This window comes from Tranquillimonas alkanivorans, assembly GCF_900115595.1.
Taxonomy (GTDB): Bacteria; Pseudomonadota; Alphaproteobacteria; order Rhodobacterales; family Rhodobacteraceae; genus Tranquillimonas; species Tranquillimonas alkanivorans.
In genome coordinates this window covers 1-10,465 of sequence record NZ_FOXA01000054.1, presented here as the reverse complement: position 1 = coordinate 10,465, position 10,465 = coordinate 1, and the positions used below count along the sequence as shown (strand labels likewise).

The window sequence follows — 10,465 nt, the reverse complement described above, 5'->3', positions numbered from 1 at the left end:
CTTAAAAGTTTCCCCGGGCCGCCTCGCTCAGGATCATCTTGTCGAGGGTCAGGTCGGAAACAGCCCGCCGGAGCCGTCGGTTCTCCGCCTCCAGTTCCTTGAGCCGCTTCAGTTGATCGCGGCTCATGCCGCCATACTGCCTGCGCCAGCGGTAGTAGCTCTGCTGCGTGATGCCGACCTGGCGCGCTGCCTCACCGACCGATAGTCCTTGGCCTTGCAGAACTTCAATCTGCCGCAGCTTCAAGACGATGTCCTCGGGCTTCTCTCGCTTCCCAGCCATTCTCTGGTCCTCTCCATAACGGGATCATTTTATCCCTGGGGGCGGACCACTCCAGCGGGGGCACTCCATGGATGGTCAGGTAGCCGTCGCCATCTATAAAGCAGTTGACCCAGATCTGTGCAATCTCGGGCGTGTAGGTCCTTGCGGCCACCTGGTGGGGGCCGTTCTTCGCCATGAGGGTTAGCTTGCCGATCGAACCGGACGGATGGAGGAGGTCAAGAAATCCCGCGAGGGTGATGGTTGCTGCCGCGGGCTCTGCGCCCGCGAACCGAGTTCTGTCGAGGTGTTCCATCGAGAGGAACTGGTTCGGAACGTCCCTCTCTCAAAATGAACCAGCAGAACTTCTTCGGGCGCGTCCGCAATGCGCCCTATTTTGGTTATGCCGACCTTCCGGCCGTCCGCCGCGCCGGCTGGTACCAGACGAAAGTCCGCAGACCGCGCGTTCGACTGGCCATCGTTTTCGCATTTGCAGCGAACGGCAAGTTCGACGGGCCGCAGTGCAGCGATGTTGCCCAAGTCTGGACTGCAGGAACAGGCCGTCCTTCCATCTACCTGTGCCGAGATTGGACGATGCTGCGTTGCCTCCGATGGCTGTTTGGAGCCCAAACTGACCGCGGTGCGCCAGCTTGAGTTCGCGGGCGCAGCAGGATGTCCCTGTGCGAGCGGGGAAGCAGAAGCTTCTCGCCACGTGCCGTCGATCGTGGTGCTCTGTCGACTGGAAGACTCTTGACCATAGGAATGATTGTCCCGACGATTGCTCATCGCAGCGTTCAGCCTGCGAAGCACCAAGCGCCGACGGCCATGCTCCAGAAAGAGGGGACGCCAAGGATGTCTCGAAGACAGCGTCGAATGCCGTTCAGGCACCTTTCGCGTCGAGCGGAGTAAGAGCCGCGCGGTTCCCGAAGTAAGCGATGAGGCCATAGAAAGCCGCACGCGCAAGGTAGCCGGCCCGCATCAATATGACGACGCGAACGGGACTTGGTGTTCTTGGGTCTGGCGTGCACCCATCTCTCGCTCAGTTCCATTCGGGGCTCTACAGCAGGTACAAGCACCGGGTCCGCCGATGGTTCACGCCATGACCGACCCGAACACGGTGTGCCAATGCCTTTTGCCGTCGCGCCGAGAGAATCCTGCCGACGTCGTCGGCTGTTGCCGCAAACGGAACGCGAAGCCCAGTTCGGCGTTCATCTTCATCCGGCAAAAATCGGGTGGAAGGAGCGGTGACATGAGCCTCAAGCGCATTCTCGGGACGATGCTCGCCTCCCGGATGGCGGGTCGCGGGCGACGGGGAGGGCTCGGCGCTGGAGCTGCGATGTCCGGCTTGGGATATCCTCGGCGGCGAAGCAGGATGGGCGGAAAGCTGGGCATGGCCGCCCTCGGCTACATGGCCTACCGCGCCTACCAGGACCACCAGAGCCGCACGACCGGCACATCGGGCAACAGCACTGCTGGCGCTTCGGGGTCAGGCCTCGGCGACATGATCCGCAATGTGGCGGACCAACTAGCTGGAAAAGGAAGCGGCGGCTCTGGAACAGACACGGCAACCGCATCCGATGCCTCGCCGGACATGGCCGAGGATGCGAGAGCTGCGGAAGCACTCAGCGATGACACTGCACTGCTGCTCATCCGGGCGATGGTCACCGCCGCATACTCCGACGGCTCGCTCTCGCAGGAAGAGCGAAAGCGGATCATGGAGGAGATATCAGAGGCCGGCGCGGACGCAGAGGATCGCGCGGTGATGGAGCGCGAAATCGCTAACCCCAAGCCGTTGGAAGAACTGCTTGCGCAGGTGCACGACGAGGAGACGGCAGAAGAGTTCTACCTCGCCTCCCGCGCTGCGATCGACCCGGATACCGAGCCGCACAGGGCCTACCTTGCCGATCTTCGCACACGCCTGAAGCTATCGGACGACAGTATTGCCGACGTCGAGAACATGATGTCCTGAGGCCAGCCATTCCCACTTCCAGGGCCTTGCACTGAAGGAGAAAAGCGAAAAATGAGTTCCACAGACTCGACCCCGCGGACGAAGGCCGAGGTGATGATCGAGCGCAGCACGGCAGCCTCCCGCGCCATTCTGGACGCCGAGAAGGCCGAACGCGACGAGAAGACGGCGCGTCTCCGGGCGAAGCGATTGGCGCGGGAGGAAGGCCGGACAAAGGACAGGTAGCCGGACGGGGCTGAGAAGACGCCAGTTGGCGCCGATCACTCGCGGCGCCTGCCTCACTTGCCGTTCCTTGGTGGCAGTGGGCCGAATGCGCCCCCCTGAAGGAGCAAACGGGCGTTGGCGCGTGCCTCGCGCGCCGAGATAGTTGGCGTGCCGGCGCCGGCTTCTCAAGATCGGAAAGCTTCTTCCCATGCCGAGTAGATGAAGGTCGCGGACCAGGTCAGAACCATGAAGCCGCCGAGGGATTGCATCATGTTGATCATCCTCACCGGTCCCTCGGCCTCGATCTGGGTGTAGCCGAGCGTGGCGAAGTTGATGCCGGAGAAGTATATGAGGCCGCTCCAACTCTCTGCGCGTCCTCCGGCGAGCTCGCCCATGTATGGCCAGGACAGCAGGGCCGCGTAAGCTCCGGCGAAGAGCACGATCTCCAGCGTGTGGATCGTGAGCAGGCCGATGAAGGTCATGAGGATGGTCCGGTTCGGATTTCGACCGTCCGCGCCCGTCAGCCAGTCCAGGCCGCGCAGGCAGACATGGTGAAGCGCACCGAGAAGCGCGACGAGGATGAAGCCGATTAGGAGTGCCATCTGGTGAGTACGAGTAGTGATCGAATGGGGAAGATGAAGGATTGCCAGCCGATTCAGCTCGGCGACACGATGGGTTCGATTTCGGGAAACGCGCTTGCCGGCGCCGGCCGCCCTTGAGCATGGCGGCGCCGGCACAGGTCTTCAGGTCTTCTTGTCGTCCCTATCCACCGGAGAGGTGCCGGGAGACGTCGACGCACCGCCGCTCGTGGCTGTGCCAGGGGTGACGGGCTTGGGATCAGTCGCTGTGGGCGGCCTCGTCTTCGACCCGGGTTCTGCCGCCGGCGCGCTGGGGCTGGAGGTGCCGGTGCCCGTCGCCTTGGTTGGCTCCGACATCCCCGTTCTCGCGGCATCACTCGCTGGAGTGGCGGGTTTGCTGGCCGGAGTGGTCGAGTTGGACGAGAAGGACCCGGTCTTCGGACCGGCATTCGTCGCCGTCGAACCGGGGCCGGAGGCGCCAATTGCCGGGGGCTTGTTCGACACCGATGCTCCGGGTTTCGCTGCATCGCCCGTTGGAGCCGCCGGTTTGCCGGCCGCGGTGGGCGAGATCGGCGACGGGGTCGGTGACGGCGCTGGCGTTGCTCCCGCAGACGGGGAGAACGAAGATGCCACTCCTTCCCCTGCCGGATGAGATGCCGAACTATGCGAGCCCGCCCCCGATCGGGTGTCCGAAGAACCGGTGCGGGCTGTGTCGGACGCTGGCCGCGCGGGTGTCGTGGGAGACGCATAGGCTGAGCGTGCGGCTGGCGGACCGCCCACAGGATCGCGCTCCCGTGCCAGCGGGTCCGTCTCGAAATCCCGCGGGTCCGGCTCGTGACGGCCGTAGCGGACCCCGCGCGGCTCGACGTTCGACTTCGGCCCGAAGAACAGCCAGGCCAAGCCGATCGCGGTCAGCGCCACACCGACAGGCCGTTCGCGCATGACCTTGCCGAGGCTCTGTCCGAACTCGGACCGGTTGTCGCGCATGTAGAGGCCGGCGCGGTTCCAGGCGTCCTCGAACGTGAGGCGGTTGAAGGCCTCGTCGACCGTCTCGCGCAGCCGCGTGCGCTCGGCTTCGATGTCGCGCTCAATCTCGCGGGGGGAGCGGGTCTCAGTGGCCATGGCGCACCTCCTGCACCGTATGGGCGTCGCGCTGCACGTTCTTCGCCGTGCGCTTCGGGGCCAGGTTGACGAGCTTGAGCTTGTTCTTGCCGACCAGAAGCAGGATCACGGCCAGGATCGCCAGCACACCGCCAACGATGATCGAGGACCAGCCCGGTCCGACCCCCGCCTGGGTGAGCCACGCCACGAAGGCGGCCGCGAACACGTTCAGGGCCACGAGGATGAGCACCAGGCCGGTGATCATCATGCCGACCGCGGCCATGGCCTGGTTCATGCTCTGCTGCATCTCGGCGCGGAAGAGGTCCATCTCTCCGCGGACCATGCTCGCGGCGTGCGACATCGCGTCGGTCAGAAGCTCTGGTGTGCTCGTGCGCGTCCGCGGCTCCGCCGGATCGTCGTCATGCAAGTTCTTTGCCATCGGTTCCTCCATTTCAGCACTGGGGGCGCTGTTGACTGCCTTTCCAAGGCCCCGGGCAGGTTTTCGTTCCCCGATGACCCCTGCCGCGCCGGCAGGAGCCTTCAGGGCGTCCGGCCGGTCGTGTCGGCTTTCGCGGCGCCCCGCGCGCCTTTGGGGCGGGGCTCGCCGGTCGTCGTGTCCCGCTCGGTCTGGTGCTCCATCTCCGAGTTCAACTCCGCCCCGAGAAGCACGATGAACGCCGAGAGCCAGAGCCAGGTCAGCAGGATGATGACGCCTCCGAGCGCGCCGTAGGTGGCGTTGTAGCTGCCGAAGTTGCGCGCGTAGATGGAGAAGGCGATCGTTCCGAGGATCCACAGGATCGTTGCCACCACTGCGCCGACGCTGACCCACTGCCAGCGGGGGCTCTCGCGCGACGGGGCGTACCTGTTCACGACCGCCAGTCCGAACATCGTCAAGAGCGCAAGGATGGGCCAGCGGCCGTAAGTCACCCAGGCCTTGATCGCGTCCGACAGCCCCAGGTTGCCCAGCAGGGCCGGCGTGGCGATGGTGCATGCAAAGGCGATCAGCACGCCGATGATCAGAAAGAGCGTGAGCGCCAGCGCCGTCACGTTGAGCGCGATGAAGCCGCGCGTTTCCTCCTCGTCGTAGGCGATGTTCATCCCCTCGATCAGGGACTTCATGCCCTTCGAGGCACTGTAGAGGGACAGGAGTATGCCGCCGGCTGCGGCGAGACCTGCTCCGGTGCCGGCGTTCGACGCCACCTTGCGCGCCTGCTCCTCGAGGATCGCCGCGGCGTTCTCGGGCAGGACGGTTGCGAGGCTGGCAATCTGGCTCTCGATCGCGTCGGGCGAGAAGATCAGTCCGGCAATCGAAACCAGCGCGGCGATGGCCGGGAACAGGGCGAGAAGGCCGAAGAAGGCCACCCCGGCGGAGACGATGGACACATGGTCCGCGGTGATCTCGTCCTTTACGCGCAGGAGGATGTCACGCCATCCCGGCTTGGGGATCTCCCGAGGGCGAGCAGCATCACGCCCGCGGCGGCTCGAGTCCGTCATGATGATCTCCCTGGTCACCTGGTCACCAGGAGTTAATCAGCCGTCGCGAAGGCGGTTCCGCAGGAAGCGTGCCACCGTGAGGCGCGCGCATGAGGGAGTCTCCTCCTGCTCGGCCGTGGCCCAGCATCAAGCCACAGGGCGCCGACACTGCACGTCCCAGTCGTATTGTGGTTCACGTTTTTCCGGAGCCGGAACCGGCGCGTCGACGGCAGGTTTCCACCTTGCCGCCACAGAGGCGGCTCCCACACCCTCGCCAGGAGAAGCTCATGGTCACCAGCGTCGGAAATGAAAAGCAACTTCAAGGACCTCGTCACCAACCTGATCCTGCTCGAACGTGACGCCATCGCCGCGTACGACACCTGCATCGATAAATTGGATGATCCGGCCTCTGCGGAAAAGATCAGAGAGTTCCGGTCCGATCACCACCAGCACCTCGACGTGCTGCAGACCATGGCGCGCGAGGTGGAGCACGAGTTCGAGCAGATTGGCCGACGCACCATGATGCTGAGGATGACTCGGCACTTCGCTGTGCATAACGGCGGCAGGAAGGCGAATTGACCGGCACCACTGCGGCTCGCTACGCGGCCGGGGCACCACCACCCGGCGACCGAGGGCCGACCAGCAGGCGTTTCAGCATTTCCATGAGCTGATCGGTGGAGAACGGTTTCTCCAGAACGGGACCGGTCGGCACCTGCTCTGAGACGCCGGTGTAGCCGGTTGCGAACGAGAAGGGCACGCCGCGCTCGCGGAGCACGTCGATGACCGGCCAGGACTCTTCGCCGTTCAGGTTGATGTCCACCAGCGCTGCATGGAGATCCTGCTCCGACCGGGCCTTGGCGAGCGCCGCCTTCAGCGATGCCGCCGGACCGACAGGCTGGTAACCGGCCTGTCGCAGGTCGTCCACGATGCGCGCAGCGATCAGCGGCTCGTCTTCGACCACGAGCACCCGGGCTGCTTTGGTCGTGCCCGACGAGGGGAGGTGCGGCGTCCCATTCCGGCGGGGCATTTCCGCAGTCTCCGGGCTCGCGCGGCGGGCGGTGCCTTCGGACAGCCTCATGGCGCAGTGCAATCCGTCAGGACGCCACTGCTGCTCGATCGTCCCGCCGAGCTGGCTGGTCACCGTGCTCTGGATCAGCGTCGAGCCGAACCCGATCCGTTCGGGCACTTTGACTGAGGGCGCTCCGATTTCGTTCCAGGTGAGGCTCAGGTTGCCGTCTCCATCCAGGTTCCAATGGATGTCGAGCCGTCCGGCATCGACCGAGAGCGCGCCGTACTTCGCCGCGTTCGTCGTCAGTTCGTGGATGACCATCGTCAGGGGCTGAACGCCGCCCGGTCGCACGAGGATCGGCGGGCCGGAGAGCGTCACCCTCCCGGACATCTCCCCTTCGGTGTAGGGCCTCAGTTCCTCGCGGATCACGACGTCGAGCTCGACCTCGTCCCAGCGGCTTTGGGCAAGCAGATTATGGGTCCGGGCAAGTGCTGAGACCCTTCCCTCGATGGCACTCTTGAACGCCTCGATCGTATCGGCCTTGGTGAGCTTGACGACCGAGAGGACGACCGCGAGGGCGTTCTTCGCCCTGTGGTCGACCTCGCGCATGAGAAGCCGCTGCCGCTCTTCGGTCTGCCGCCGCTCCGTCACGTCGGCGATCACGAGAACCACGAGCATCTCTCCTTTGCCGTTGTGCACGAGCGATCCGGAATAGGAAAAGATCCTTTCCCACCCGGTGTCGGGGCGGATCAGGCGCGCCTCGAAGTTGCGGATCGTCTCTCCCCGGAGCACGCGCGGAACGATCCAGTCGGCGGGAGATACGACTTCACCGTCCTCCAGGGCGCGAAACTCGAAGACCTCTGCGAGATCCGGCACCGTTCTCAGCCTCTCGTCCGTCCGGGAGAAGCCATGCATCTCCAAGGCGGCCGGGTTCCAGTGCACGGCTTGGCCTTCGCTGTCGAAGATGACCAGACCCTCTGAAAGCTGCTCGACGATGGCGACAAGTCGCTCCTCGCTCTCGCGGAGCGCCTCCTCGGCCTGCATCTGCTCGGTGATGTCGGTGTTCGTCCCGAACCAGAGCTTCACTCCGCCGGCCGCATCGCGCACCGGTCGCGCACGCGAGAGGAACCACCGGTACGAGCCGTCCGCCCCGCGAAGCGGAAACGTGTCTTCCCACGGCTCTCCGGTGTCCCAGGAGTGCTGGATGTTCGTGACGACCCGGTCCACGTGATCAGGGTGATGGACGCTCTTCCAGCCCCAGCCCTGCATCTGCTCGAGCGTGGCGCCGGTGAAGGCGTGCCAGCGCTCGTTGAACCAGAAGATCCAACCGTCCGGCCGCGCCATCCAGGCGAGCTGGGGCAGGTTGTCGGCCATGCCCCGGAAGCGCATCTCGCTGTCCTCCAGCTCCCGTTCGCGCTGCCTGCGCGCGACGATCGCGGCGAAGAGCATGATCGAGAGACCCAGGAGCAGCGCACCGACGACAAGGGCGGCGATCACCTGCCGGGGGTAGGCTTCCCAGAGGCCGGGCATTCGGTTCAGAAACGTGGCCTCCGGCGGGAAGCCGGCATCCGTCAGCCCCCACCGCTCAAGCGCCTGCCAGTCGTAGATATACGACAGGCCCGCCGTCTCGACCGCTCCCGTGGACGGCCCATCGAGCACGGTCTGCCCCGTCAGTCGCCCGAGTTCCCCGGCCGACAAGACCAGTCCCCCAACCGCTCCGGTCCCCGCGGCTTTCCAGTAGCTGAAGACAGGCACACTGGCGGCATCTGCAAGCCGCCGGGTCACCTGGATCGGCCGCAACACCCGGTCGCCGCCGTCCTTGAAGACGCCAAGCTCGTAGACCGCTGCACCGGGCGGAAGCCCCGATACGCGCTCCAGCAGCGCCGGCAACGGCTGGTCGAGGAGGTACTCGACGGGAATCTCCAGCTCCATCTCCTCCACGGCCTCCTGGAACCGGCCGACCCGGGCGCGCCCGGAGGCGTCCGAGGTGTCCCCGACGACGTAAAGAGTGTCCGGCGCCGCCAGGCGCATCACCTCCAAAAGCGACTCTCCGTAGGCGAAAGTGGCATGGATCAGTAGGCCCTCGTCCGGGGCCTGCACCTCTGCATCCGCCCGTGGGCCGTTCGCGAAAACCCGCCGCGCCTCGGGCAGGAGGCCCGGGGCGGACGCGAGCAGGTCCCCCGCCGGCCGGCTGTTCGCGATCACGACGTCCACCGGCGTCGCGGCATACTTCTCGGACAGGTAGGCGACCGTCGCCTCCATGTGCGCCGGGCCCCCGAAACGCGCGGCGTCGAGTGCTTCGACGTAGAGCGTGTAGGGTCTGCCTTCTTCCTTGAGCGCCTCCTCGAAACCATTTTCGAAGTTCGCCGAGAAGGGCAGTTCCCGCTGAAAGGAGTGCAGGAGCAGCACCCGCAGGGGCGCGTCCTGCTCCTGAGGTTGAGCGACGGTCGCACCGGGTAAGAGTGCCAGGGTCGTGAAAAGCAACAGGAGAGCTGCACGCGTTCTGGAAACGGATGCGGACGCCTCGTGAAATCGCCGGAAAAGGTCTGGAAACGAGCTACAGACGATCAGAAGCCGCGCCTGCCGCGCGCATTCATTCTTCACAACAGCGATTGGGAATTCTCCTCCGTCCGGACAACATTCCCGCATAGCGGCAGCGCATCCACAACAGTTTTCATCCCGAAAAAGGCGAGACGGGGCGTTCCGGCGACAGTACCGGAAGTTGGGCGTCGACGGCCATTGTGCCGCTGCGTCATCACTCCTCACGTCAATGCGATCCGAGGAAGCATGTCCCGCACTGCCGTGTTTGTCGGGCCGGAGACTGCGCTCTCAACAATGTCTGCTGTCTTAGAATGGCCGAGAGCATCTCCCGCTCGCGACGAAAGTCCGGTTCCCGCCCTTTCCTGCCGGAGCCCCTCTGAGTCGCGGCAGAGCTCGAGCGAGTGCGGTGATCGGCAGAAAGGTCCGCATACCAGACGTATGCCGCGAAGCGGGAGGGACATCAGCCGGGGCGGTGGTCCCTCGATCATGACCGACGGGAAGCCCGTGGGACACGTCCCGCCAAGCGGTGTTCCTTCCGTGTGCCGCTACCGGCGACGCCCGGCGCCGATAGCGGCCGCCCCCCGAGGCGAAACGCGAGGCACCTCGGCACCGTGGGACACCCTTACGCTAAGTCGTTGTTCTGCATGACCCCCATTCGACCTGCGCGTGGGACATCCCTGCCCTTATTTTATTGGGATTTCGGGCGCTTCTGGCCGTGCCCTACGGGCTGCCACCTCTCCCTACGTGGAAAGCGAGGACCTGGCTGAAGAGGCCCCTGACACGACCGGCACCAACCCGCGGTGCACGAGGCACCTAAAGGCGTCATGTTCATTCGACCCTGAAACCGAGTTCGGCCGCCACGCGGTCGAGTTCCTGACGCAGGATGCGGAGAGAACGCGGCTTCCAGGACTCGGTCGGGTAAGAAACCATCTCCTGATAGAGCGCGCGCATCTGAAGGTCCGGGTCGTTGCCGTATACGGGTCGCCCGCGGACTTTCCCGATGGAATGTCCCATGAGGTAGTGAACTGCCCCATTCGAGTGGTCCAGGTTGATTGTTAATGCATTGCCCTCCTTCGGTCGACGGTGACGATGGCTTCCGGGGCAGGCGGTCTGTAGCCCAGGGCGCTATGGGGGCGGATGGTATTGTAGTGGCGCCGCCATTGTTCGATGAGGATCTGGGCCTCGCGGAGCGAGTAGAAGATCTCCCCGTCGAGCAGCTCGTTGCGGAAGCGGGCGTTGAAGCTCTCACAATAGCCGTTCTCCCACGGTGATCCGGGCTCTATGAAGGCAGTTTTCGCGCCCACGGCTTCGATCCATTCACGGACCTTTCGGGCGGC

General features: G+C 65.0%; 11 protein-coding genes and 1 pseudogene. 4 read left to right on the top strand and 8 right to left on the bottom strand.

Features of this window, described 5'->3' with window-relative positions:
- Positions 1-10: 10 nt before the first annotated feature.
- Positions 11-280 (bottom strand): annotated as a pseudogene (locus tag BM162_RS21730) (transposase); the annotation flags it as partial.
- A 327-nt stretch (positions 281-607) separates the two neighbouring features.
- Between BM162_RS21730 and BM162_RS22630 the strand changes: the two are divergent.
- The 3 genes from BM162_RS22630 (at position 608) to BM162_RS23045 (ending at position 2,447) form a co-directional block, all read left to right on the top strand.
- Positions 608-910 carry a hypothetical protein gene (locus BM162_RS22630; protein WP_143096292.1) on the top strand — a complete coding sequence of 101 codons (303 nt, stop codon included), beginning with the start codon at positions 608-610 and terminating at the stop codon, positions 908-910.
- Between the two features lie 445 nt (positions 911-1,355).
- Positions 1,356-2,225 carry a tellurite resistance TerB family protein gene (locus BM162_RS21725; RefSeq protein WP_245759377.1) on the top strand — a complete coding sequence of 290 codons (870 nt, stop codon included), beginning with the start codon at positions 1,356-1,358 and terminating at the stop codon, positions 2,223-2,225.
- A gap of 51 nt (positions 2,226-2,276) precedes the next feature.
- On the top strand, positions 2,277-2,447 hold the full coding sequence (locus tag BM162_RS23045) for a hypothetical protein (RefSeq protein ID WP_177215334.1): 171 nt from the start codon (positions 2,277-2,279) through the stop codon (positions 2,445-2,447).
- A 164-nt stretch (positions 2,448-2,611) separates the two neighbouring features.
- Here BM162_RS23045 and BM162_RS21720 read toward each other — a convergent pair whose 3' ends face one another.
- The 4 genes from BM162_RS21720 to BM162_RS21705 form a co-directional block, all read right to left on the bottom strand.
- Positions 2,612-3,028, bottom strand: a complete 417-nt coding sequence (locus BM162_RS21720; protein ID WP_093425902.1) for an ion channel — start codon at positions 3,026-3,028, stop codon at positions 2,612-2,614.
- A gap of 141 nt (positions 3,029-3,169) precedes the next feature.
- Positions 3,170-4,126, bottom strand: coding sequence for a DUF3618 domain-containing protein (locus BM162_RS22625; RefSeq protein WP_143096291.1), 957 nt, complete (start codon positions 4,124-4,126; stop codon positions 3,170-3,172).
- The gene (locus BM162_RS21710) at positions 4,116-4,544 is read right to left on the bottom strand and encodes a phage holin family protein (protein ID WP_093425898.1); all 429 of its coding nucleotides are present in this window, start codon (positions 4,542-4,544) and stop codon (positions 4,116-4,118) included. The genes BM162_RS22625 and BM162_RS21710 overlap by 11 nt, the downstream gene beginning before the upstream one ends.
- 101 nt (positions 4,545-4,645) lie before the next feature.
- Positions 4,646-5,599, bottom strand: coding sequence for a YihY/virulence factor BrkB family protein (locus BM162_RS21705; RefSeq protein WP_093425896.1), 954 nt, complete (start codon positions 5,597-5,599; stop codon positions 4,646-4,648).
- 285 nt (positions 5,600-5,884) lie between these two features.
- On the opposite strand from BM162_RS21705, the gene BM162_RS21700 reads away from it, so the two are divergent.
- On the top strand, positions 5,885-6,157 hold the full coding sequence (locus BM162_RS21700) for a ferritin family protein (RefSeq protein ID WP_093425895.1): 273 nt from the start codon (positions 5,885-5,887) through the stop codon (positions 6,155-6,157).
- Positions 6,158-6,176: 19 nt separating this feature from the next.
- Here the strand turns inward: BM162_RS21700 and BM162_RS21695 are convergent, their stop codons facing one another.
- From BM162_RS21695 to BM162_RS21690, 3 genes are all read right to left on the bottom strand, one after another.
- Positions 6,177-9,071 (bottom strand): PAS domain S-box protein, encoded by a 2,895-nt coding sequence (locus BM162_RS21695; RefSeq protein ID WP_177215333.1) that lies wholly within the window; start codon positions 9,069-9,071, stop codon positions 6,177-6,179.
- Between the two features lie 885 nt (positions 9,072-9,956).
- Positions 9,957-10,079 (bottom strand): hypothetical protein, encoded by a 123-nt coding sequence (locus BM162_RS23515; RefSeq protein ID WP_281243844.1) that lies wholly within the window; start codon positions 10,077-10,079, stop codon positions 9,957-9,959.
- Between the two features lie 104 nt (positions 10,080-10,183).
- Positions 10,184-10,465: integrase core domain-containing protein (locus BM162_RS21690; RefSeq protein ID WP_143096290.1), on the bottom strand; the 282-nt coding region annotated here is incomplete at its 5' end.

Coding starts and splice junctions, on each gene's coding strand:
- BM162_RS22630 (WP_143096292.1), top strand. CDS start 608: ATGAACCAGCAGAACTTCTTCGGGCGCGTCCGCAATGCGCCCTATTTT.
- BM162_RS21725 (WP_245759377.1), top strand. CDS start 1,356: ATGACCGACCCGAACACGGTGTGCCAATGCCTTTTGCCGTCGCGCCGA.
- BM162_RS23045 (WP_177215334.1), top strand. CDS start 2,277: ATGAGTTCCACAGACTCGACCCCGCGGACGAAGGCCGAGGTGATGATC.
- BM162_RS21720 (WP_093425902.1), bottom strand. CDS start 3,028: ATGGCACTCCTAATCGGCTTCATCCTCGTCGCGCTTCTCGGTGCGCTT.
- BM162_RS22625 (WP_143096291.1), bottom strand. CDS start 4,126: ATGGCCACTGAGACCCGCTCCCCCCGCGAGATTGAGCGCGACATCGAA.
- BM162_RS21710 (WP_093425898.1), bottom strand. CDS start 4,544: ATGGCAAAGAACTTGCATGACGACGATCCGGCGGAGCCGCGGACGCGC.
- BM162_RS21705 (WP_093425896.1), bottom strand. CDS start 5,599: ATGACGGACTCGAGCCGCCGCGGGCGTGATGCTGCTCGCCCTCGGGAG.
- BM162_RS21700 (WP_093425895.1), top strand. CDS start 5,885: ATGAAAAGCAACTTCAAGGACCTCGTCACCAACCTGATCCTGCTCGAA.
- BM162_RS23515 (WP_281243844.1), bottom strand. CDS start 10,079: ATGCGCGCGCTCTATCAGGAGATGGTTTCTTACCCGACCGAGTCCTGG.